19 protein-coding genes are annotated in these 24106 nt (G+C 52.7%); 15 read left to right on the forward strand and 4 right to left on the reverse strand.

Going from position 1 to position 24106, the window contains the following annotated elements; genetic code table 11:
- Positions 1 to 100 precede the first annotated feature (100 nt).
- The 6 genes from NEA10_RS01330 (at position 101) to NEA10_RS01355 (ending at position 4061) form a co-directional block, all read left to right on the forward strand.
- Complete coding sequence (locus NEA10_RS01330) at positions 101 to 853, forward strand: peptidylprolyl isomerase (protein ID WP_252663437.1); 753 nt, start codon at positions 101 to 103, stop codon at positions 851 to 853.
- Between the two features lie 157 nt (positions 854 to 1010).
- Positions 1011 to 1745 (forward strand): THxN family PEP-CTERM protein, encoded by a 735-nt coding sequence (locus tag NEA10_RS01335; RefSeq protein ID WP_252663438.1) that lies wholly within the window; start codon positions 1011 to 1013, stop codon positions 1743 to 1745.
- A gap of 84 nt (positions 1746 to 1829) precedes the next feature.
- Positions 1830 to 2414 (forward strand): Uma2 family endonuclease, encoded by a 585-nt coding sequence (locus tag NEA10_RS01340; protein WP_309494527.1) that lies wholly within the window; start codon positions 1830 to 1832, stop codon positions 2412 to 2414.
- An 88-nt stretch (positions 2415 to 2502) separates the two neighbouring features.
- Positions 2503 to 3054, forward strand: a complete 552-nt coding sequence (locus tag NEA10_RS01345) for a Uma2 family endonuclease (RefSeq protein WP_252663439.1) — start codon at positions 2503 to 2505, stop codon at positions 3052 to 3054.
- 104 nt (positions 3055 to 3158) lie between these two features.
- Positions 3159 to 3407, forward strand: a complete 249-nt coding sequence (locus NEA10_RS01350; RefSeq protein WP_252663440.1) for a hypothetical protein — start codon at positions 3159 to 3161, stop codon at positions 3405 to 3407.
- A gap of 69 nt (positions 3408 to 3476) precedes the next feature.
- Positions 3477 to 4061 carry a Uma2 family endonuclease gene (locus NEA10_RS01355; RefSeq protein WP_309494528.1) on the forward strand — a complete coding sequence of 195 codons (585 nt, stop codon included), beginning with the start codon at positions 3477 to 3479 and terminating at the stop codon, positions 4059 to 4061.
- Positions 4062 to 4068: 7 nt separating this feature from the next.
- On the opposite strand, the gene NEA10_RS01360 is transcribed toward NEA10_RS01355, so the two are convergent.
- A complete protein-coding gene (locus tag NEA10_RS01360) occupies positions 4069 to 4521 on the reverse strand; it encodes a hypothetical protein (protein ID WP_252663441.1) in 453 nt (150 codons plus the stop codon).
- A 235-nt stretch (positions 4522 to 4756) separates the two neighbouring features.
- On the opposite strand from NEA10_RS01360, the gene NEA10_RS01365 reads away from it, so the two are divergent.
- Positions 4757 to 6181, forward strand: coding sequence for a M50 family metallopeptidase (locus NEA10_RS01365; protein WP_252663442.1), 1425 nt, complete (start codon positions 4757 to 4759; stop codon positions 6179 to 6181).
- Here the strand turns inward: NEA10_RS01365 and NEA10_RS01370 are convergent.
- Positions 6178 to 6870, reverse strand: coding sequence for a response regulator transcription factor (locus tag NEA10_RS01370; RefSeq protein WP_170188003.1), 693 nt, complete (start codon positions 6868 to 6870; stop codon positions 6178 to 6180). The two genes, NEA10_RS01365 and NEA10_RS01370, sit on opposite strands and share 4 nt — an antisense overlap.
- A gap of 144 nt (positions 6871 to 7014) precedes the next feature.
- Between NEA10_RS01370 and NEA10_RS01375 the strand changes: the two genes are divergently transcribed.
- Positions 7015 to 8844, forward strand: a complete 1830-nt coding sequence (locus tag NEA10_RS01375; RefSeq protein ID WP_252663443.1) for a type II toxin-antitoxin system HicA family toxin — start codon at positions 7015 to 7017, stop codon at positions 8842 to 8844.
- Between the two features lie 160 nt (positions 8845 to 9004).
- Entirely contained in the window at positions 9005 to 10303 is a 1299-nt protein-coding gene (gene eno, locus NEA10_RS01380; RefSeq protein ID WP_252663444.1) for a phosphopyruvate hydratase, read from the forward strand.
- Positions 10304 to 10436: 133 nt separating this feature from the next.
- Here eno and NEA10_RS01385 read toward each other — a convergent pair whose 3' ends face one another.
- Positions 10437 to 10874 (reverse strand): CAAD domain-containing protein, encoded by a 438-nt coding sequence (locus NEA10_RS01385; RefSeq protein ID WP_252663445.1) that lies wholly within the window; start codon positions 10872 to 10874, stop codon positions 10437 to 10439.
- 265 nt (positions 10875 to 11139) lie between these two features.
- Between NEA10_RS01385 and mutL the strand changes: the two genes are divergently transcribed.
- The 6 genes from mutL (at position 11140) to gltB (ending at position 23051) form a co-directional block, all read left to right on the forward strand.
- The gene (mutL, locus tag NEA10_RS01390; RefSeq protein ID WP_252663446.1) at positions 11140 to 12759 is read left to right on the forward strand and encodes a DNA mismatch repair endonuclease MutL; all 1620 of its coding nucleotides are present in this window, start codon (positions 11140 to 11142) and stop codon (positions 12757 to 12759) included.
- Between the two features lie 101 nt (positions 12760 to 12860).
- Positions 12861 to 14198: an adenylosuccinate synthase gene (locus NEA10_RS01395; RefSeq protein ID WP_252663447.1), complete on the forward strand. Its 1338-nt coding sequence runs from the start codon at positions 12861 to 12863 to the stop codon at positions 14196 to 14198.
- A gap of 170 nt (positions 14199 to 14368) precedes the next feature.
- Positions 14369 to 15007 carry a 50S ribosomal protein L25/general stress protein Ctc gene (locus tag NEA10_RS01400; RefSeq protein WP_252663448.1) on the forward strand — a complete coding sequence of 213 codons (639 nt, stop codon included), beginning with the start codon at positions 14369 to 14371 and terminating at the stop codon, positions 15005 to 15007.
- Between the two features lie 167 nt (positions 15008 to 15174).
- The gene (locus NEA10_RS01405) at positions 15175 to 16161 is read left to right on the forward strand and encodes an adenosine kinase (protein ID WP_252663449.1); all 987 of its coding nucleotides are present in this window, start codon (positions 15175 to 15177) and stop codon (positions 16159 to 16161) included.
- A 147-nt stretch (positions 16162 to 16308) separates the two neighbouring features.
- Positions 16309 to 17808 (forward strand): bifunctional aminoglycoside phosphotransferase/ATP-binding protein, encoded by a 1500-nt coding sequence (locus NEA10_RS01410; RefSeq protein ID WP_252663450.1) that lies wholly within the window; start codon positions 16309 to 16311, stop codon positions 17806 to 17808.
- 590 nt (positions 17809 to 18398) lie between these two features.
- Positions 18399 to 23051 (forward strand): glutamate synthase large subunit, encoded by a 4653-nt coding sequence (gene gltB / locus NEA10_RS01415; protein ID WP_374111832.1) that lies wholly within the window; start codon positions 18399 to 18401, stop codon positions 23049 to 23051.
- 80 nt (positions 23052 to 23131) lie between these two features.
- On the opposite strand, the gene hpsE is transcribed toward gltB, so the two are convergent.
- Complete coding sequence (hpsE, locus tag NEA10_RS01420) at positions 23132 to 24079, reverse strand: hormogonium polysaccharide biosynthesis glycosyltransferase HpsE (RefSeq protein ID WP_252663451.1); 948 nt, start codon at positions 24077 to 24079, stop codon at positions 23132 to 23134.
- Positions 24080 to 24106: the final 27 nt, after the last annotated feature.

Here is a 24106-nt window from a genome sequence, read left to right on the forward strand (position 1 = left end):
AATTTAGGTCTAGAAGCATTGCGGGCATCTCCCTCGGAGTGTACAATGATTGTTGGATTTCGTATTCTGGATATTGATTCGTAACTTTTTGGGTGTTTACATGAATAACTTTGACTTTTTGCGTATTGGCGATGATGTTCTATCCATCCAAGAGGTGATGACTTACCTCAAGGATTCGGGTAACTTTGGACAGTTGGTCTCCACTGTGTTACGAGAGTACCTCGTAGATAAAGAACTTCAATCGCGTGACTTTCAGGTGTCAGACTCGGAAATCGAGCAGTTTATTCTTGATTTTCGCCTACAGAATAATGGTGTGGATCGTCCAGCCTTTGAGCGATGGCTCTCTGAACAAAATTTAAGTTATGAGAGTTTCCGTGAGAAGGCAATCAAGGGGATTAAGTTTCAAAAACTGCGCGAACAGGTTGCTGGCGTTAAAGTAGACCAGTTTTTTGAAGAGAACCACAGTCTTTTTGACCGTCTTGCTCTTTCCCGGATAGTCGTTCAGGAGGCTGGTCTTGCCCAGAAAGTGAGTGAAACGCTACAGCAAGACTCCAAACAGTTCAATTATTTGGTGGCCGAGTATTCAATCTCTGAAGACCGACATTTAGATGGCCGGATGGGTGTGTTTCCCCGAGAGGAAATGCCGCCACAACTGCAAGCAGGTTTTAACGAAAAATCTGCCGGAAGTATTATTGGCCCTATTGTTGTCGAGGATCTTCACTGCTTTTTCCGGTTGGATCAATTAATCGAAGCCAAGCTGGATGACAGCCTACGCCGAACGATTGAAGATAAGTTGTTTGAAGAGTGGCTCAGAAGTAAGATGCAAGGACTTAATCTTCAGATGTTGGTTTAGAGTGATGTTTTCAAACCATCCAAACCACCCATCTTATTTCTTTATTCATGAAGATTCAATGAAGATAGGTTTAAAGCAAAAAACAACACCCAAAAATAGATATAATTATCAATGAACACAATTTCAAGCCCAATCCTAAATAAAGAGAAAAATCACCATGTTTCATTCCTTTAAACCGACCAAATCTCTCAGTCTCCTCTGTGCTACAGCAGGACTGGCTCTCCTATCCACTCGTCCCGCACAAGCCGTTTCCTTCACCGTTGATAATATCAACGGAACCTGGGACAACATCCAAGGAACCTCTACCTTCAATGGAACCGGAACAAATCAGGTTCGTTGGGGATCTCCAGCCACCACTGCTGGTCAAAGTGGTTTCGACTTCAACAGCACTTCGAGCCTATTATCTGTATCGAGTGGTAGTAACTTTGTTCTTGGGGAACTCACCCATTTCAATTTACCCGTCTGGTCAGGAACGGCTGCTTCAGGAGTAGATTTACAATTTTCAATGGCAATTGATGGAGTTTTTCAGGCTTTCGACTATAGTTTTACTATTGATGAAACTCCTAACATTGCTGGAACCTGTCCTGAGTTTCAAATTAGTGATACACCCTGTGATGACAAGATTGACTTTACCAGTGCCTTTAGCACCACAACCTTCTTGAAAGATGGTTTCAACTATAGTTTGGAATTGTTGGGATTTAGTAGCACAATGGATGGACTGTCTCCCGTGTCGTCGTTTATTACGGAAGAGCATAAAGCGTCTTCTGCCTTTTTAGTGGCACGGTTTGTCAAAGACGATAGTAATGATGTCTCGGTTCCTGAGCCAACTTCGGCAGCGGCTCTCCTGTTAATCGGTCTCGTGGCTACTCGGATTCGACGTCGACAATCCTAAACTTGCTAAATCCAGATTGAGAAACCATGAGTTGTAGAGTCGGTAGCGTAACGAGGTTATGATCTCAAGTAGGGACGAGATATTTTGCGCCCCGACAAGGTTCTACAATGTTCCACCATGATCGCCATTCCCTACTCCATCTCTCCCCAAGACTACCTCGACCTCGATCGCCAAAACCCCATCCGTCACGAATACCGCCAAGGACTCGTCTACGCCATGACTGGCCGTAGCGATACCCACTCGCGGATTACAATCAACCTCCTCAGTCTCCTCAACCTACATCTCGACGAAACGCCCTGTCGCCTTTATAACGGTGATGTCAAAGTCAACGACCAGGATGACTTTTATTACTACCCCGATGCTTTCGTCACCTGTGATGAACGAGATCGCCAAGACCGCTTCATCAAACGCTACCCCATCCTCATCGCTGAAGTCCTGTCAGCCAGTACCGAAGCCTTTGACCGCGACCTAAAATTCCGCGATTACCAAAAACTGGATAGCCTCCAAGAATATCTCCTCATCTCCCAAGAGACTCAGTGTGTCGAAGTCCGTCTCCGCCTGGCTGATAACACCTGGGAGACGACGATTTACCAAACGGGCGATCGCATCCCCCTGACTAGCCTCGACCTCGAAGTTGCGATCGCCCGACTCTATCGCGGCCTTGATTAAAACCTTAACCCCTAATTAAAAACCCATTTGTATTATATCAAATCAATTTTATTGACCCAACAAACCTAGCACGATCGCCCCCAACATCATGATTGCAGTCCCCCATTACATTAGCCCCTCCGACTATTTAGAACTCGAAGAAAATAGTCCACACCCCCACGAATATCGCGAAGGATTAGTCTATGCGATCGCAGGTGGCACGGATAACCATGATCGTATTGCCCTGAACTTACTCAGTCAAATCAACTTACACCTGGGTTCCTCGGAATGCCGCTTTTATTCAGGCAATGTCAAAGTCAATTACCAGGACAAATTTTACTACTACCCCGATGCCTTTGTCACCTGTGATGAACGAGACCGTCAAGATCGACATATCAAACGCCACCCCAAACTGATTATTGAAGTTCTTTCAAAAAGCACACGAGACTTTGACAAGGGTGTAAAATTTAACGACTACCAACAGATTGAGGAACTTGAAGAATATGTCTTGATTGAACAAGAAGAGCAACGGGTTGAATGCCGTCGTCGCCAGTCTGATAATACTTGGGAAACGGTTATCTATACCTTAGGCGATCGCGTCCAGTTGCAGAGTATTGATTTAGAACTCGCGATCGCCCAGCTTTATCAAGGCTTAGATTAACCCTTGGGCGCCCCCAACTCAGTGTCACCCAAGCATCACCCACACCTCTAACACTCTCCTATTTTTAATGGAATAGGCAATAAAAATAAAAGGAGATAAATACCATGTCATTCCCCGCATTAAACCTAGCTGAGGATTGGGACTTTACGGAACTCTGGATTGATTCAACAGCCTCCCCTCCCTACGTTTTGGTTTTGCTGAGTCATGAGTCAGGTAAAACGCAAATTTACGACCCCGCAGAACACGATCAAGTCATTTTTGCTAGCGAAACGTATCAAGACGCTAAACTTTGGCTGCTTGAAGATGAGTACGAACGGGTGGAACAACGTCTCTGTTCTGAAAAAGTGACTTAAGGTTTTCTTGGCTCAGAAGAGTTCCCAACCCAGCCAAAAGGTTACAATTTTAAGTAGGGACCAAACATTTTGCGCCCCGACAACGTTCTACAATGTTCCACCATGATCGCCATTCCTCATTCCATCTCTCCCCAAGACTACCTCGACCTCGATCGCCAAAACCCCATCCGTCACGAATACCGCCAAGGACTCGTCTACGCCATGACTGGCGGTAGCGACGCTCATGCGCGAATTTCCTTCAACCTCCTCCGAGAAATTGACGATGGTTTGGGTAACTCACCCTGTCGCTTCTACGGTAGCGATGTCAAAGTCAACGACCAGGATGACTTTTATTACTACCCGGATGCTTTCGTCACCTGTGATGAACGCGATCGTCAAGACCGCTTCATCAAACGCTACCCCATCCTCATCGCCGAAGTCCTGTCAGCCAGTACCGAAGCCTTCGATCGCGACCTAAAATTCCGCGATTACCAAAAACTGGATAGCCTCCAAGAATATCTCCTCATCTCCCAAGAGACTCAGTGCGTCGAAGTCCGTCTCCGCCTGGCTGATAACACCTGGGAGACGACGATTTACCAAACGGGCGATCGCATCCCCCTCCCCAGCCTTAACCTCGAAGTTGCGATCGCCAGACTCTATCGCGGTCTCGATTGAGCTTCATTTAGTTCTTCTCCACAGGATATCCCGTAAAGCGAGAAAACTTAGTCATCCCAGACCCCGTAAACTCCGAAATAGCTAGCACTCCCTTGAGCTTTTTCTCAAAATAGACAAACGCCCCAACTCGATTAGGAAGCTGAAAACTTCCATGCACAAAATCATAGTCAGGAATCCCAATAAACAGAATCGTCTTGGGCTTTCTCTTCACCATCGTCTCACTGAGACTGGGAATAATTTCCGACAAAAATGGATGCTCAATTCGACCGCCAAAATCCAGAAACTCTGGATGGTCGGCAAAATAGTCCATATAAAATTCCCAAAATTCTCCTAAATCCTTATCCTTGTCGATTCGGGACTGAAGTTGTTTTAACCGCTTGAGATTAAATGAAGGTTGTGGCTTAGGCATGGCAATCGCTAATTCCTCCTGATGACAACAGTGACCCGTGATGGGAACCATGAGGCATAATGCACCTTGGCTTTGCCAGAACGGGCAAGGTTAATATCTATCTCCCAACACCTCACCCGATAATTATAGTCAAAGCGCGATGGACTGGAGACATGAAAATCAGCCAATCCCTCACCCCCTCATTCCCCCCCCAAGATATAAAGGTTTGTAACGATTTTCCCAGATTCCCGTAAAAACCGTCCTGATTGGCCGACAGATTAAAGACAGGGTTCAGACGTTAATCATCATGGTCACCTCCAGCCGCACAAACGGTCCCCCCCAGCCCGAGATTGCCCCAGATTGGATTTGTCCCGATTTGCGGCCCTACTGGCAACTGGCGAAGGTTAAACAGGATACACGAGTAGTCCTGCGTTGTCCCCAAACCGGACAGCGTCATGTCTTCTCAGAATGGGAAGGCTTTGCACTGCGCTACTTTCAGGGACACTATACCGTTGAGAACGTTCAACAACGCTGTCAGGCGGAATTTTCCCTGGTGGATAGCCAACTGGTGTGCCACCTGATTCGTAAACTCATCCATAAAGGGATTCTCGCCTGCGAGCAAATCCCCCCAGGAAACGGTCCGCGCCTCAAATCCTGCGTGCAATGGATTGAGCACCCTGACGGCTATTGGATTCTACGCAACCCCGAAGACGGAACCTATTTGCAAGTCTCCCGCCGCGATCAAGCTGCGATCGCCGCACAAGTCGGAAACGGGCCTCCCAGTCCACGGCCCATCTCGCCGCAGAAATGGCAACAACTGCTGCAAATGCTCGGCAGTACGGGAATGCTAGAAGGAACGGAACGGCAAAAACCCCCCAAAGGGAAATTCAACCCCCTACAACTGCTCTTCTTCAAAATTCCGCTGATTAACCCCGATCGCTGGCTCGATCGCCATATCAACAAACTGCGCTGGATTTGGACTAAACCCGTTTCCCTTCTGCTACTGGCCGTCCTCAGCGCCTCCCTAGTGACCGGAATCGCCCAATCCCCCGCTATCCTACAACTGGGAACCCAACTTTGGAGCCAACATCGCGCCGCCATCCTCATTCCCTTCATCCTCCTAGCGATGCTGGTGGTGTCCATTCACGAACTCGGCCACGCCTTTACCCTCAAACATTATGGGGGTGTGGTTCCCGAAATCGGACTCCTGTTTATGTGCCTATTTCCCGCCGCGTACACCAACACCAGCGACTCCTACTGTCTCTCCCGCTGGAAACGGGTTCAAGTGGTGGCCGCCGGGGTCCTGACTCAGATCCTTATCGCCGCCATGGCCCTCTGGCTGTGGATTCTGGCGGTTCCCCGCAGTTCTCTCTATATCGGAAGCTATCTGCTGATGCTGGCGGCCCTGTTCACCATCGCGCTCAACCTCAATCCCCTGGCTAAATTCGATGGCTATCACCTCGCCGTCGCCGCCACAGGTATCAATAACCTGCGCAGCCGCTCCTTTAAGTTCTATCAACGTCTGTTTCAGGGCAAACCCAGACGAGAAACCGCCGCCGATGCCAAGGTTCTGGCTCTCTACGCTCCCTTGAGTTTGTTTTATATCTGTAGCGTCTTCGGCTTCTTGTTTCTGCGTCTGAGTCATTGGACGTTGACGAATATCCCGGCGATCGCCCTTTTTGTTATCACAATCTGGGCGATTTATTACTTTCTCCTTCCTGAAAACAGCTAATCCGTCAAACCATTCTCTAACGCATAGCGAACCAACTCCGTGCGGCTGTTCGTTCCCGTCTTACTAAAGAGACGACTCACATATTTCTCCACATTGCGGACACTGGTTTCCAGGCGACTGGCGATTTCCTTATTCATCAACCCTTGGGCCACCAGTTCCAACACACTCTCCTCCCGAGGCGTTAAGTCAATCTGCACCGGGTCACTTTTCTGGGGAATCGCACTTTTGTGGGTGAGCAGTTCCTTAATCTCTTGGATTTGTCGGGCCAGGGTGGCGATATCCGGAGTTTCGCCGTCCTCCAAGCCTTCCGTTGCATTAGAACGACGGGCCAGCAGGTTTTCCACCACCGCCACCAGTTCATCAGGGTCGAAGGGTTTGGAAATATAGGCATCACAGCGGGCCTGATAGCCTTGGATGCGATCGCTCGTCATCCCCCGGGCCGTCAAAAACACCACGGGAATTGCCTTGAGGCGAGGGTCTTCCCGCATTTGTTTGAGCAGTTGGTAGCCATCCACCTCCGGCATCATGATATCCGTAATGACCAAATCGGGGATATCCTGCTGGAGTTTGTCCCACCCCTCCTGGCCATTGGTGGCCACCTCCACGGTGAAGCCACTTTGGGAGAGATAGGCTTGCACCGCCTCCCGCAGTCCGGGTTCATCATCGACCAACAAAAGTTTATCTGACATCTATCGTTGCATCTGCACGTATGATTCCTCTCTCTAGCATAGCTCCAGTGGGCCTGAAGACGGTTCGGGAAACCGATAGACCATAGCCCTGAAACCTCCCCCGTATAATGAGATACCAGCAGCTTTCAGACCTTATCCTTGCCGATGACCTTCACGTTTCTGCGCCGCCATCGTCGTCTCCTCCTCTATAGCTTCGGTCGCCTGGGACTCATCTCCCTCACCGCCTTCGGTGTTGCCAGCATCTTCAATTGGACTCATCATCGTAACTATTGGCAAGGAACCCTTTTTTCGGTGCAGACGGTGGATTTCAATCTCCTCAGCCATAGCCTACCCACCCGACTCTCCTATCTGCTCATCGAGGGAGAATCCGCAGAAATTCAACGAACCCTGGAGAGTCACTATGGATTTTTTGGCCTAGTGATGACCGATTGTCCCCGAGAAACCGCCGACTGTCCTGAACAACGCATCATCTATGGGTCCCCAGCCGAGTCTCACCGCCCCCCCTCCCCAACCCTGGATGACCTCGCTGAGGCTCCCTTTGATGTCTTGCGCGATCCTCCCCCTCGCTTCAGCGAATGGTCTTACCCGAGTCCGCGCGATCGCCACCCCGTCCCCACGGGACAAATCAACCCCGGCGATATCATTGGTCGGGTCTATTATTTACGAGGAACCCCCCCACAATTCCGTCAAGACTACTGGGGTTGGCTGCGCAATCCCACTCACCTCGAAGGGTTAAGATTCATCTACTTTGTCACCACCCTATTTTTCTTAGTCGGTGGAACCATGACCTGGGTGATTATTGAGCTAATCTTATACGTCCAGCGCAAGCAACGCCAAGACCTGGAAGCCGATGCCCAATCTCTCAAACAGCAACGACAACAGCAACTGGAGAAAATCCCCCAACTCCTAGAAGAACGGGAAAGCGCCCGTTCAGAACTCAATAGCTATCGCCAACAACAACAGCAGTTAACTCACAACCTACAAGCCTCTATTGCTGACTACGAGCAGCAGTTAACAGTATTACAAGACCAAGAACAGGAGCGGCAACAGACCCTAGATACCCTAGAACATGACTTGAGAGCGGTCATTGAATCACAAGCTGAGGCTCAGGAACTGATTGAAGAACGAGAACGGAAAATTGCCGAACTCAAACAGCATCAACAGGAGCAAGAACGCAAACGTCAAGAACGGACTCTGGTTTTAGGACAGCTCCGTTATGACCTAGAATTGACCCAACAGAGCGCCTCGGAAGCGCAAGCGAAAATTGAAACCCTGAATCAGCTCATTGCAGAACTAACCCGCGATCGCAACCTCGCCCAAGAGCAATATCAAAACCTCCAAGCCAAACTTTCCCAACAGCTCGACAATACCACCCTCAAACAAGCCCTAGAATCTTCCCGCAAGGAATTACAACAAACTCAACAGCAAGCCGAACAGCGAGAACTACAACTTCTACAAGAAAATTTAAAACTCAAAAAAGATATTAAAGAACAGATTGACCACAACGAAACGTTTGAAGAACTGGCAGTCGAACAAAGCAACTTTTTAAGCCGAGAGAAAGAAGAGCTAAAAGCAGAAATTGAAAGCCTCCAAAATCGAGTCACCCTGCTTGAACAAGAAAATTATAACTATAATAGCTATCAAATTCACCTAAAAGATAGAATAAAACAGCTAGAAGAACTTGAAGAGGCTATCCAATCTATCGAGGAAGATGAAAGCCACGAAAGTGAAACTATTATTCATCGAATCATATTTTCAGAGATGCCCCAAGTTTCAGGTCAAGATGTCATAAAATCCCTAAAAAAGATGGGATTTAGTTATGAACGAACCAAAGGAAGTCACGCCCGCTTACAAAAGACCGATACCCGCTCCTGCACCGTTCCCATTCATTCCCAACCGCTGCGGTTGGGAACCCTAAGAAATATTCTTATTAACGCAGGCGTCACCGTCGAAGACCTCAAGCAGAACCTCTAACCCTTCCAAGACCTAACCCATCACCCCCCCCCACCAAAATTGTCAGGAAATCCCCAACGGGGCCAAAGAACCGCCCCACGCACCGTATGATATTTGGGGTGACGCAAGCCCATGGCTGCTCTTACTGGGAGCGCCCTGTCCTTACTAGAGAAGCACTCTTATGTTTGTATCTGACACCACCATCGAAGCCATTGATGCTTGGGAAATCCTCGACTCCCGAGGACGGCCCACCGTAGAAGCCGAAGTTCGCCTCGCCAATGGTGCCATCGGTGTAGCCAAAGTCCCCAGTGGTGCATCGACGGGAACCTTTGAAGCCCATGAACTCCGTGACGGAGACCCCAAACGCTACAACGGCAAAGGCGTCCTCAAAGCCGTGGAAAACATCATCGACAAAATTGCCCCAGAACTTGTCGACCGAGTCGACGGCCTCAATCAACTCGAGGTCGATGGGGCCATGCTCTATCGTGATGGCTCCGACAACAAAGCTAACCTCGGCGCCAACGCCATTCTCGCCGTCTCCCTCGCCAACGCTCACGCCTGCGCCAAAGCCCTAAACATCCCCCTCTACCGCTACCTCGGCGGTCCCCTGGCCAACCTTCTCCCCGTTCCCATGATGAACGTCATCAACGGGGGAGAACACGCCGCCAACAACATCGACTTTCAGGAATACATGATTGTCCCCGTTGGCGCCCCCTCCTTTAAAGAAGCCCTGCGTTGGGGGTCGGAAGTCTTCGCCTCCCTCAGCAAAGTCCTCGACGAAAAAGGCCTGCTCACCGGCGTGGGCGATGAGGGTGGATTTGCTCCCAACCTGGAGTCTAACACCGCCGCCGCTGAACTGCTGGTGGATGCTATCCAACGAGCGGGCTATACCCCCGGCGAACAAGTGGCTCTGGCCCTAGATGTGGCCGCCAGTGAGTTCTATCGCGACGGTCAATATACCTATGATGGTGCTACTCGCTCCCCAGGGGAACTCATCGACTACCTGGCCGGCTTAGTGGAGAACTATCCCATCGTCTCCATTGAGGATGGACTCCATGAGGAGGATTGGGATAACTGGAAACTGCTCACCGAACGTCTGGGAGGACGTTGTCAGTTGGTGGGGGATGACCTGTTTGTCACCAACAAAACTCGTTTACAGACTGGGATTGAGCAATCAGCCGGAAACTCGATTCTGATTAAAGTCAACCAAATTGGCTCTCTCAGCGAAACCCTAGAAACCATCGACCTCGCCACCCGCAATGGTTTCCGCTCCGTCATTAGCCACCGTTCCGGGGAAACCGAAGACACCACCATCGCCGACTTGTCCGTGGCTACCCGAGCCGGACAAATCAAAACCGGGTCCCTTTGTCGTAGCGAACGGATTGCCAAATATAACCGCCTGCTGCGCATTGAAAGCGAACTGGGCGATCGCGCCGTCTATGCCGGAACCATCGGCATGGGCCCCGGTGCCAGCGCCTAACCCCAACTAGAGAAACCCCCCAGGGGGCGATCGCCAGGACCGCCTTCTGGGGGGTTAACCCGGAAGATATCCAAAACTCAACCTCAGCTAGCCGAAGCTAACCTGACTCAGGCTGCCAACCCAGGCTGCCAACCTAGGAACCCGTGACCCGATTGACAAAATTCGCAATCTTGTTTTGTAGCTCCTTACGGGCATCAGCCGTAAGCAAGAAGCGAAAGACGAACCAACCGGAATAACCAATCCCAACCAGCTCAAAAACCGGCGAGAGCAGGGGGATATCGTTGACTGCATCAATTACCGACAAGGTCAAGTACAGTGTGATCAGTGCCGCCATCACCAACGTGACATTGATTAGGGGCTTTTTATATTCCGAGAAAAAGTGTCCCACAATCCCAAACAGGTCTGACAAGACCGAGAGGACTTGGGTTTTCACTTGATCAAACTGGTCCTTATTGCCCGCATTAGCCGGCGAGTTAGAGATCTGAAGTTCTCCCCCCTTGGACTCGACTGCTGCGGCAGGCTGATCTGGGGATGTAGTTTGTTCTCCGTTGGGGGTCGTGTCTGAAGTCATAATTAAAAACCCTTAGAATGACAACGTTGATTTTATCTGAGAGCGTCCCGACCTGAAATCTTAGAGCGTCCCGAACAGTCGCAATCCCAGCGCACATCCCAACTTGTCATCAAGATGTAACGTGAAACTTCCACGAGACTAAGCCAGAGAGGGAAAAAATGCAAGTCAGTCCCCCAAAAAACGATCGCCCCCCGGCCCGAGTCCCAACCCCGACCGCCCTTGCCCCGACCCTAAACCCAGCCTGATGCCTGTTTTCTCCCCCACCATGCCCAATATTGCCACCCTTCCCGCCGAGGTGGTTCATGCGATCGCCGCCGGAGAAGTCATCGACTCCCTAGCCGCCGTTGTCCGTGAACTCGCCGAAAACGCCCTCGACGCGGGAGCCAGTCGCATTGCCATTTCCGTCGATCCACAACAGTGGTTTGTCTCCGTCGCCGACAATGGCTGTGGCATGAATCGCCAGGACTTACAACAGGCCGCCTCTCCCCACAGCACCAGTAAAATTCAGGACTTTAACGACCTACACCAAATCACCAGCCTCGGCTTTCGTGGCGAAGCCCTCCATAGCCTAGCCCAACTGGCCCAACTCAAGATTTACAGTCGCCAAGGAGACGACCCCGGTTGGCAAGCTCACTACAGCCGCGCCGGAGAGATAAAAACCCTCACCCCCACCGCGATCGCCCCCGGAACCATCGTCGAAGTCCATCACCTCTTCCAGCATTGGCCCCAACGACGAGACGCCCTCCCCAGCGCCCCCCAACAACTGCGGGCCATCCAACAGGTCCTGCAAAACCTGGCCCTATGCCATCCCAACGTCTCCTGGCAAATCCGCAAAGGCAACAAACCCTGGTTTAGTCTCACCCCAGGTCCCAGTCCCCGGGAAATTCTGCCCCAACTGCTGCGGGGTGTCACTCGCGACGATGTCTATTACAGCCGCGACTCCTCCCTAGAACTGCTCCTGGGCCGGCCCGATCGCTGCCATCGGGGGCGAGCCGACTGGCTGAAATTCGCCGTCAATGGGCGCGTTGTCACCCTCCCCGACCTCGAACATACCCTTCTCAGCGCCCTCTCGCGATCGCTCCCCCGCAACCGCTACCCTCTCAGCTTCCTGCATCTGCGCGTCCCCCCCGAACAACTCGACTGGAACCGCCACCCCGCCAAACGAGAAATCTACCTCCAAAACAGCGACCAGTGGCAAACCCAACTCCGGGAAACCATCGATCGCGCCCTCGCCCTAGGGTCCCTCAACCAATCCGGTCATTCCCGAGTCCGTCAACTGCTGCGAGTTCAAGACGACTCAGCCGACTATCGCCTCGACCCCACCCCAGCCGAGAGCGCCCGTCCCTTGATGCCCCTACGGGCGATCGGTCAAGCCAACCGCACCTACATCGTCGCCGAACACCCCGACGGCCTCTGGCTTGTCGAACAACACATCGCCCATGAACGAGTCATTTACGAACAACTCTGCCAAGACTGGGCCCTACAAGAATTGGACCCCCCCATCATCCTCTCCGGCTTAAGTCCCCAGCAACTGGAGAACCTAAACCAAATCGGCATCACCGTTGACCCCTTCGGAGACGGACTCTGGGCCCTGCGCCAGGCCCCCGTTCCCCTAGCACAGCGGGACGACTGCGCCGACGCCCTCCAAGAACTCAGTCAAGGCAACCTACAAGAGGCCCAAGTCGCCACCGCCTGTCGTAGCGCCATTCGCAATGGAACCCTGCTCACCCTCAAAGAAATGCAGCAACTGCTCGATCGCTGGCAACAGACCCGTAACCCTCACACCTGCCCCCATGGCCGACCCATTTATCTCCCCCTCGACGAATCCTCCCTCGGGCGCTACTTCCGCCGCAGTTGGGTCATCGGCAAAAGTCATGGAATTTAAATAATGCTAAGTATTGCGAAGTTTTAGCCAGGACTGTTGACAAGTGTTACAGCGGCTATCCATAATTTTGGATTGTGTAAACTTCACCCTAATCAAGACCCTTGGCTAACGTAGTTGTAATCGGTGCCCAATGGGGCGACGAAGGAAAAGGCAAAATAACCGACCTGCTCAGCCGATCGGCAGATGTTGTAGTACGTTACCAAGGAGGGGTAAATGCTGGACATACCGTTGTTGTCAAAGACAAAACATTCAAACTGCATCTGATCCCGTCTGGTATTCTCTACCCCCAGACCGAATGTATCATTGGCTCAGGAACTGTCATCGACCCACAGGTTCTCATTGAAGAACTTGATCGCCTCCAAGAACTCGGCGTTCCCACCGAGAACCTGAAAATCGCCCAAACCGCCCATGTGACGATGCCCTATCATCGCATGATTGACCAAGCCTCCGAAGAGCGGCGGGGGAACCACAAAATTGGCACCACTAAGCGAGGCATCGGTCCCACCTACGCCGACAAATCCGAGCGAACCGGAGTGCGCATCCTAGACCTAATGGATGCCGATAGCTTGCGAGACATTCTCGCCTGGACGATCCCGCTCAAGAATGAGATTTTAGAGCGACTCTATGACTTGCCCCCTCTCGATCCTGAAGACGTCGCCCAGACCTATCTCCAATACGCCGAGCGTCTGCGTCCCCATGTCATTGACGCCTCCCTCTCCATCAACGACGCCGTCCGTCATCGTCGCAACATCCTCTTTGAAGGGGCCCAGGGGACCCTTCTCGACCTTGACCACGGAACCTATCCCTATGTCACCTCCTCCAACCCCATTGCCGGCGGAGCCTGCATTGGGGCTGGGGTTGGCCCCACCATTGTCGACCGAGTGATTGGTGTCGCCAAAGCCTACACCACCCGTGTCGGAGAAGGGCCCTTCCCCACCGAAATGACCGAAGGAGTCGGGACTACCCTTTGCGATCGCGGCGCCGAATTTGGCACCACCACCGGTCGCCAACGCCGCTGTGGTTGGTTTGACGCCGTCATCGGGCGCTACGCTGTCCGCATCAATGGCATGGACTGTCTTGCCATCACCAAACTCGACGTTCTCGACACCCTCCCCGAAATCAAAGTCTGTGTCGCCTACGAAATCGACGGGGTACGCACCAAAGACTTCCCGAGTAGCGCCCGTCAATTCGCCCACTGCAAACCCATTTACGAAACCCTCCCCGGCTGGGAATCCAGCACCGAAGACTGTCGCACCCTTGACGATCTTCCCAAACAAGCCTTGAACTATCTCAAGTTCCTAGCCGAACTGATGGAAGTTCCCATCGCCATCGTCTCCCTCGGGGCCAGCCGACACCAAACCATCATCGTCGAAGATCCCATCCACGGTCCTAAACGGGCCCTTTTGGATGCCAACGGCGACCCAGTCCTAAAAAAATAAGCCAAAAGCTAACGACGAAGTAGCAGAGGTGGGTTCTCCCCCCTCTCCTCCTCTTCCTCTGCGTCCTCTGTGCCTCTGTGGTGCCCCCCCTTTCTCTTCCCCCCCTCGTGTTACAATAAAACGCTTGGCTGCTTAAAATTAAGGTTTGTAGATAACCGCAACAGACGACTATGCAACTGACTGTAGAATGTAAATCCCGTCCCGACGGGAGTAAACCCAAAGCCTTACGACGAGAAGGATTAGTTCCCGCCGTCCTCTATGGACATGACGGAACCAACTCCCTAGAACTGGTAGTTGACGAGAAATCCGTCCAACAACTCCTCAAAGACCCCAACGTCTCCAATAGTCTGATTAAAGTGACCGTTGCTGATGGAGGCTGGAGTGGACAGACTCTGCTGCGGGAAGTGCAAATGCACCCCTGGAGAGGCTATCCCTATCACCTCAGTTTCTTCTCCATCGCCTCTCAGGCCACAGTACAAGTTGACTTGCCCCTCAACTTTGTCGGTGAACCCGTCGGCGTCATCCGTGATGGTGGGATTATGGAAACCCAGGTCAACGACGTGGCCGTAGAATGTGCCCCCGACAATATCCCTGAAACCATTGATATTGATGTCTCCGCCCTAGAAATGGGAGGCAGTATGCACCTCAGTGAAGTCACCTTCCCCGAAGGTGTTGCCCCCGTCACAGATACCGACTTACTACTCGTTACCATCCAAGCCCCTCGCGTGGCCCAAACGGAAGAGGGTGCAAGTGCGACATCGGAAGCTAGTAAACTCCTCGATGCCCTTCAAGAAGCCAGCGAAGACTAGATTGGTTTTATCTCCGGACGGCAGTCCTGCCCACCACAAACCAGGGAACACCCTGGTTTTTTCGTGCCAACGCAGCCTTCTCTCCCCTCCCCCTCTTGCCTCTTGCCTTTTCCCCCCTCCTTTTCTCTGTGTCCTCTGTGCCTCTGTGGTAACCCTCTTCCCCTATCATGCCTAAATACAACCTTTACGCCCTGGGTAACGCTCTCGTTGACTTTGAATTTGAATTAGACGAGGCCAAACTCTCCAGCCTAGACATCGATAAAGGCGTCATGACCTTAATTGACGAAGAACGCCATCATCATCTCGTCAGTGAACTTGCCCCCCATGAAGTTAAAAAAGCCTGTGGGGGGTCATCGGCGAATACGGCGATCGCCGTTCGTCAGTTTGGCGGTCAGAGTTTCTACTCCTGTCGCGTTGCCAACGATGACAGTGGCCTGTTTTATCTGGAAGACTTGCAACGCTGCGGGGTAGACACCAACATCCAAGCCGACAATCGCCCCGAGGGGGTGACGGGAAAATGTCTCGTCTTCGTCACCCCAGATGCCGATCGCACCATGAACACCCATTTAGGCATCGCCGCCGACTTTTCCCAAGATGAATTAGTCCCTGAGGCGATCGCCGACTCAGACTATCTCTACATCGAAGGCTATCTCGTCAGTTCCCCCACCGGCAAAGCCGCCGCCATCAAAGCCCGAGACATCGCCCAAAAGGCGGGAGTCAAAACCTCCCTCTCCCTTTCCGATCCCAACATGGTTAGCTTCTTCAAAGAGGGATTATTGGAGATGATTGGCGACGGACTCGACTTCCTCTTTGCCAACGAAAGCGAAGCCCTGAAACTGGCTGATACTCAGGATATCAAGGAGGCGATCGCCCATTGCCAAACCCTCGCCAAACAATTCGCCATCACCCGAGGCCCCCAAGGGTCCCTAATTTTTGATGGAAACTCGACCATCGAAATTGATGCCGTTCCCGTCCAGGCCATCGACACCGTAGGTGCTGGCGATATGTACGCCGGGGCCCTCCTCTATGGCATCACCCACGGGATGAGTCTCACCGATGCTGGCACATTGGCATCCAAAGCTTCCGCCCGCATCGTCTCTCACCTCGGCCCCCGTCTTGCAGCAGAAGAAACTCGCTCGCTTCTGTCATCATAACCTTGTCTTGATTGTGGGGGCAAAGGGTCTTTTGCTCCCATTGTTTTGCTAACAATAACCTATTCAAACCGTTTAAACAGAACTAAAAACAAATAAAAATATAGATTCTACAACCATAATTTATTCTGAAAACCATAAGTAACTATCATGTCGTCCCTCCCCCTCTTAATTCAAAAAATGCAACAACCGGAGTTTTATCCCCATCCGGTGACCCAACCCATTCAAATAAAACAAACCCACGGCTCCTTTGTCCTCTTGACTGGGGAGTTTGTTTATAAAGTCAAAAAATCTGTTGATTTAGGTTTTTTCGACTATTCCACTGTTGAGAAACGGCGACATTTTTGCCAAGAAGAACTGCACCTGAATCAGCGGGGCGCACCGGGAATCTATCTAGAGGTGTTACCCATAACCCAAGAGGGCGATCGCTTTTACCTGAACGGCGATGGGTCTCCCGTTGACTATGCCCTCAAGATGCGCCAGTTTCCTAAAGATAACCTCTTTCTAGACTTACTCAATCGCGGCGAACTGACCCTCAGCCACATGGAGGAGTTGGGGCAGATTGTGGCCGACTATCATGCCCAGTCCCCTAGCAACGCCGAGATTGCCAAATTTGGAGACGTAGCTGCCATTCGCGAGGCGATTGACGATAACTATCACTACACTAAAACCTACATTGGTCGAGTTCAAGACCAAAAACAATTTGACGAAACTAAAGCCTATAGCGATCGCATCTTCGCTGAACACCCCGACTGGTTTGAACAACGGATTCGAGAAGGCAAAATCCGCAACTGTCACGGAGACCTCCACTTACGCAACATTGCCCTTTGGGACAATCGCATCCTCCTGTTTGACTGCATTGAATTTAACCAATCCTTCCGCTACGTGGATGTCATGTACGATGTGGCCTTCACCGTCATGGATTGTCACGCCCGAGGCCGCCGTGATTTAGGGAACGCCTTCCTCAACACCTATCTCGAAACAACCGGCGACTGGGAGGGATTGCGTGTTTTACCCCTCTACCTCAGCCGTCAAGCCTATGTGCGGGCCAAAGTCACCTCCTTTCTCCTCGATGACGATTCCGTTTCCCCAGACGAGAAACAGGCCGCCGCCAGCAGCGCCGCCGAATACTACCATCTCGCCTGGGAATACACTCAGGCCCAATCCGGGCGAATCATTATGATGTCCGGCCTATCCGGTTCCGGCAAAAGTACCAAGGCCCGAGAAATCGCCCGACAGTTCGATGGAATCCAGATTCGTTCCGACGCCGTTCGTAAACATCTCGCCGGCGTGACCCTCCAGGAACGGGGTCCCCAAGCCATCTACAGCCGAGACATGAGCGATCGCACCTATAGCCGACTCGCGCAACTCGGAAGTATGCTGGCAGAATTAGGCTGGATTGTCATTCTCGATGCCAAATACGATCGCCGCCGTTGGCGAGATAAAGTGCATCGGCGATCGCAAGCCACCGGGATTCCCTTGCAGATTGTCCATTGTCAGGCCCCCCTAGAGGTGTTAGAACAACGATTGAAGCAACGTAGCGGTGACATCGCCGACGCCACCGCCGATCTCCTGGCCAGTCAACTCGAACAGGCAGAAGACTTCACCCCCGAAGAGCGATCGCAACTGGTGGATTGGCCTTTAAACTAAGTCAAGGCCCTGAGTGGGGGACGTCCTAGAGTATATAGTCGGGTTCAGTCAGACTAAAGTAAACTCTGGGGTAGAATTTGCGAGAAAGCCGAGAGAGTGAAGCGCCTTTCATCCCAGCAATTCGTCAACAAACCATTACCTAGCTTGCCAGAGTCGGGTATTTTCAACTAAGATTTTTGCTCTAAAATCAGAATGGTAGTTGAGATTGGCCCTTGTCGGGATCAGGTTGAAGGCGTTGTTCCTAACCCCAAACAGCTTTGAAGCACGAATTGACGTTCAAAGTAACCTCTTGTTCAAACAGCCCTCTGCAACGGGATGGTCAGCTTTTTCCGAGGCGATTGTAGCGAGTCGCACACCAGGCTGACGCGGCGACGTTTCCGATGCCGGTTTCCCTACAAGTACCCCCTATTGCTCCCCCATTCTCTGATGTCCCACTCTGTAGTAGTGGGGCGTTATCATCCCTGATGACGCTCACACTGGCCATCAATCGGGTCTAGGAGCAGAATCTCCAAGCCAACTCTTAAGCCAAGTCTCTGAAAAACTTCCACCCCCGAAAAAAGCTAAAATACCCATCACGTAGAGGAACGAACATGGATCGAATGGGCATAAACCGCAACGAAAACCAGCAAACAACCGCAGCCGTAACTCCGAACCAAGCCGCCAGTGCGCCCCGAGACGGACAACGATGGCTCGTCGAAGAACGAGACGCTTGTGGGGTTGGCTTTATCGCCGCTCAGAACGGCCAGGGCAGCCATGACATTGTCAGTAAAGCCCTGGCCGCTCTCTCCTGTCTAGAACACCGGGGGGGATGTAGCGCTGACTATGACTCCGGCGATGGTTCAGGGATTCTTATGGCAATTCCTTGGACCTTGATTGAACAATGGTGCCAAGAGAACACCCTCACCCCCGGAGTTCGTGAGCGGATGGCTGTGGCCATGGTCTTTCTGCCCCAAGACGAAGAAACCGCCCAACAAGCCCGGGATATCGTTAACCAAAAGCTAAAAGAGGCCGGATTTAACGTCATCGGTTGGCGTGTCGTTCCCATCAATCCAGAGGTTCTCGGTCCTCAAGCCAAAGCCCTCCAGCCCCAAATCGAGCAAATCATCGTCAGCCACAATGACCTTGAAGGGGACGAACTCGAACGGGCCACCTTCTACGGACGGCGCTTGATTGGTAAAGCCCTCAACAACCACAGCACCATTGACTGGGGCTATAACTTCTATATCTGCTCCTTCTCCAACCGCACCATTGTCTACAAAGCCATGGTGCGCTCAGCCGTCCTGGGAGAATTCTACGGCGACCTACAAAACCCGGACTACATCAGTTCCTTCGCCGTCTACCACCGCCGCTTCAGCACCAACACCATGCCCCGCTGGCCCCTGGCCCAACCCATGCGCCTCCTGGGTCATAACGGCGAAATCAATACCCTCCTCGGGAACATCAACTGGATGAAAGCCCGTAGTCGCAACCTACAGCATGAAGTATGGGGCGATCGCATCAACACCCTCCTCCCCGTAGTTCACGCTGACAACAGCGACTCGGCTAACCTAGACAACGTCATGGAACTGTTAGTGCGTTCCGGGCGTAGTCCCCTCGAAGCCGTGATGCTGATGGTTCCTGAAGCCTACATGAACCAACCAGAACTCGAAGCCTATCCCGAAGTAGTAGACTTCTACAAATACTACAGCGGCATTCAAGAAGCCTGGGATGGTCCAGCCCTGTTAGCCTTCAGTGACGGTAAAATTGTCGGCGCCGCCCTAGACCGCAACGGCTTACGGCCCGCCCGTTACGTCCTCACCAAAGATGGCTTCGTCATCGTCTCCTCCGAAGCCGGAACCGTTCCCATCGACCCCGCCAACATCCTCGAAAGTGGTCGTCTCGGTCCCGGACAAACCGTTGCCGTCGACCTCGAACATCATAAACTCCTGAAAAACTGGGACGTGAAACGGCAAGTCGCCGCCCAACAGCCCTATGGCGAATGGGTGGCCGCCCGACCGATTCTCGGCCAAGCCGACACCGACGCTTCCATCCAAGTGGATGCCGAGGGCCTCGTGCAACAACAAACCGCCTTTGGCTACACTAAAGAAGACGTCGATATGGTGGTCGTTCCCATGGCCCGGGATGGCAAAGAACCCACCTTCTGCATGGGAGATGACATTCCCCTAGCCGTCCTCTCCGATAAACCCCGTCTCCTCTACGACTACTTCAAACAGCGGTTTGCCCAAGTCACCAACCCTGCCATTGACCCCCTGCGGGAAGGTTTGGTCATGTCCCTAGAGATGAAACTCGGGCGACGAGGGAACCTACTCGACACCGCCCCCGGACCCGATCGCCTCTTACGTATCGAGAGTCCCATCCTGGGAGAAGATGACCTCAGCGGCATCCGTAACAGCGTTCTCAAGACCGTAACCCTGTCGACCTTCTTCGACCTCAATAACGGGGCAGAGGGGCTAAAACCTGCCGTAGAAGCCCTCTGTGAGCACGCTGCCGCCGCCATCGAAGACGGCGCCGAAATCCTCATCCTCAGCGATCGCAGCGATCGCAACGGCAACCCCAGCCTCGTAGACGAAACCAACAGCTACATTCCCCCCCTACTCGCCGTCGGTGCCGTTCACCACTCCCTCATCGGCCGAGGCCTGCGGATGAAAGCCTCCCTCGTCGTCGACACCGCCCAATGCTGGAGTACCCATCAGTACGCCTGTCTCATCGGCTATGGTGCCAGTGCCATCTGTCCCTACCTGACTTGGGAAACCCTGCGTCAATGGGCCAGTGACAGCCGCACCCAGTCCATGATGAAATCCGGCAAACTACCCGAGATGTCCCTAGCCGATGTGCAAGGCAACTATCGCCAAGCCGCCGAAGCCGGATTGCTGAAAATTCTCTCCAAAATGGGAATTTCCCTACTCACCAGTTACCAAGGGGCGCAAATCTTTGAAGCCATTGGGATTGGTGCAGACTTGCTCGACTTGGGCATGAAAGGAACCGCCTCACGTATTGGCGGAATGACCGTCGCCGACCTTGGCCGAGAAGTCCTGAGTTTCCACAAACGGGCCTTCCCCCATGTGGCCAAACTGGAAAACTACGGCTTCGTCCAATACCGCAAAGGGGGCGAATACCACGGCAACAACCCCGAAATGACCAAAGTGCTGCATAAAGCCGTGCGCGAGCAGCAATACGACCATTACGAGGTTTATAAAAATCACCTCATGAACCGTCCAGTGACCGCCCTGCGGGACTTATTGGACTTCAACAGCGATCGCCCCTCCATTCCCCTCGATGACGTCGAACCCATTGACGCCATCCTCCAACGCTTCTGCACCGGTGGCATGTCCCTCGGGGCCCTCTCCCCAGAAGCCCACGAAACCCTTGCCATCGCCATGAACCGCATCGGCGGTAAATCCAACTCCGGCGAAGGGGGAGAAGATCCCGTGCGCTTCAAAGTCATTGATGACGTAGACGAAAACGGCTTCTCCAACATTCGCCCCCAACTCAAGGGTCTCAAAGCCGGCGATACGGCTTCTTCCGCCATCAAACAGGTGGCTTCCGGACGCTTTGGCGTGACGCCGGAATATCTCATGAACGCCAAACAAATTGAGATTAAAGTCGCCCAGGGGGCAAAACCCGGTGAAGGGGGACAACTCCCCGGCCGCAAAGTCAGCGAATACATCGCCATGTTGCGCCGGTCCAAACCCGGTGTCACCCTCATCTCACCCCCACCGCACCATGACATCTACTCCATCGAAGATTTGGCGCAACTGATTTTTGACCTGCACCAAATCAACCCCGAGGCAGGCGTCTCAGTGAAACTGGTGTCCTCCGTCGGCATTGGCACCATCGCCGCCGGTGTCGCCAAAGCCAACGCCGATGTCATCCAAATCTCCGGTCATGACGGCGGAACCGGCGCCTCTCCCCTCAGTTCCATCAAACACGCCGGCAGTCCCTGGGAATTGGGCCTGACGGAAGTGCATCGTGTCCTGATGGAAAACCAACTGCGGGAACGAGTGATTCTGCGGGCCGATGGCGGAATGCGGTCTGGTTGGGATGTGGTTATGGCGGCCCTGATGGGTGCCCAAGAATATGGCTTTGGAACCATTGCCATGATTGCCGAAGGCTGCATTATGGCTCGCGTCTGCCATATGAATAGCTGCCCCGTCGGCGTGACCACCCAACGGGAAGACTTACGCAAACGCTTCCCCGGTATCCCCGAGAACGTGGTCAACTTCTTCCTTTTTGTCGCCGAAGAAGTGCGATCGCTCCTGGCCCGTTTAGGCTATCGTTCTCTCGATGAGCTGATTGGACGTTCCGACCTCCTGAAAGTCCGGGAAGAGGTGAAACTGAGCAAACCCCAAGCCATTGACCTCACCTGTTTAACTGACTTACCCCAAGCCGAGAATCGGGACTGGGTACAACCCCAACCTGTTCATGGCAATGGCCCCGTCTTAGATGAAGACATCTTGGCCGATGCTGAAATTCAGCAGGCTATCCAAAACCAAGGGTCCGTCAGCAAAACCTTCGAGATTGTCAACACAGACCGTTGTGTCGGGGCGCGAATCTCCGGAGTCATTGCCAAGAAGTACGGCAATACCGGCTTTGAAGGGGAACTCAACCTAACCTTCAACGGCAGTGCCGGACAAAGTTTCGGGGCTTTCAACCTTCCTGGAATGGTCTTAACCCTAAAAGGGGAAGCCAACGACTATGTTGGGAAAGGAATGCACGGTGGAGAACTGCGGATTGAACCCGCCCCCGGTGCCACCTTCAACCCGGAAGACAACGTGATTCTCGGCAATACCTGTCTCTACGGCTCAACTGGAGGCACTCTATTTGCCCAAGGGTCTGCCGGAGAACGGTTTGCGGTTCGCAACTCTAAAGGCCAGGCCGTTATCGAAGGGGCCGGCGATCACTGTTGCGAGTACATGACGGGGGGTGTGATTGTTGTCCTCGGTCCCGTCGGCCGCAACGTCGGCGCGGGAATGACCGGTGGTTTAGCCTATTTCCTCGATGAAGACGGCAAATTCCCCGCCAAAGTCAACCCCGAAATTGTCAAGATTCAGCGGGTGGCCACTGAGGCCGGAGAAGAGCAATTAAAGTCTCTGATTCAGGCCCACGCTGACCGTGGCAGTGCTAAAGCCCAACGGATTCTCCAAAACTGGTCTACCTACCTGCCTCAATTCTGGCAAGTCGTTCCCCCCAGTGAAGCCGACTCTCCCCAAGCCGCCGCCGCCAAGGCCCTGGCTAACGCCTAACCTCCAAGACGTCCCGTAAACGAGGGGCGTACCATCCTTATGGTCGCCCCTCCCCCTCTTGCTTCGGTGAATGCGGGGGGTTAACCGACATAAAATGGACTCAAAAAACGACCTAATCGTTCTTGCAGTTCACAGGCTTTGATAATATCCTCTTGAACCTCTGAGCGGTACTTGAGGTAATAGCTCACCAATTTGAGCCCATCAGACAGTAAATAGAGTGGCATTAGAAGACGGACTTTGTTTCCTAAACGAGCAATGCGTAGGGCATGATTGGATAAGCCCGCTGTGCGAGAAATTTTTAATAAATAGTCCCGTTCGAGGCGGGATGGGGGCAGATGGTGCCAAATCTCCATGTTGGGATTATGCCAAATTTGCCAATCACTGTTTTGAATGTAAAACAGGGTTTCTAAATCTTCACAGGCCCCTACATAGGTTTGTCCCGCCTCATCTCGGCCCTGTAAAAGTAATCTCTCAGGAATGCAGTCTCGCCAAGCCTGTTTGCGAATCACTGAACCCGGTGCGGCGGGGACAATTCGGGGTTTGGCGCTGCGGGCATAACAGAAGGGGCGATCGCCCCGATTATAGACCGCTAGACGTAGCTTAATGGCGTTGAAATACTCGGGAGGGGGGGCATCGAGTTTCCCATGAATAATCCCGCCATAAGCCCCGATTTCCGGGCGATCGCAGCCGAATTGAAAGGCCTCCTTCACCCAGGTTTCACCGGGCAGATTATCATCATCGAGAAACCCCACCCAGTCCTCACTGGCGGCCTCTTCCATGGCCCGACGACGGGCGTAGGCAGTCCCTTGTCGTGGTTCCAATAGCCATCGTAAACGGCTATTACGAGGCCCACGACTGGCCCAATCATAAGCCTGAACCACCTCAGCGGTGCGATCGCCACTATTGTTATCCACCACTAAAACTTCCCAGGAGATTCCCTCGGTTCCCTGCTGTCGTGCTAAGGCGTCTAAGACTTGGAGAACTCGCTGTTCTCCGTTATAGGTACAAATGGCAACGGTGAAGTCCATGGGGGAAGAAGGGAACAGGGAACAGGG

Source organism: Phormidium yuhuli AB48 (assembly GCF_023983615.1).
Classification (GTDB): Bacteria; Cyanobacteriota; Cyanobacteriia; order Cyanobacteriales; family Geitlerinemataceae; genus Sodalinema; species Sodalinema yuhuli.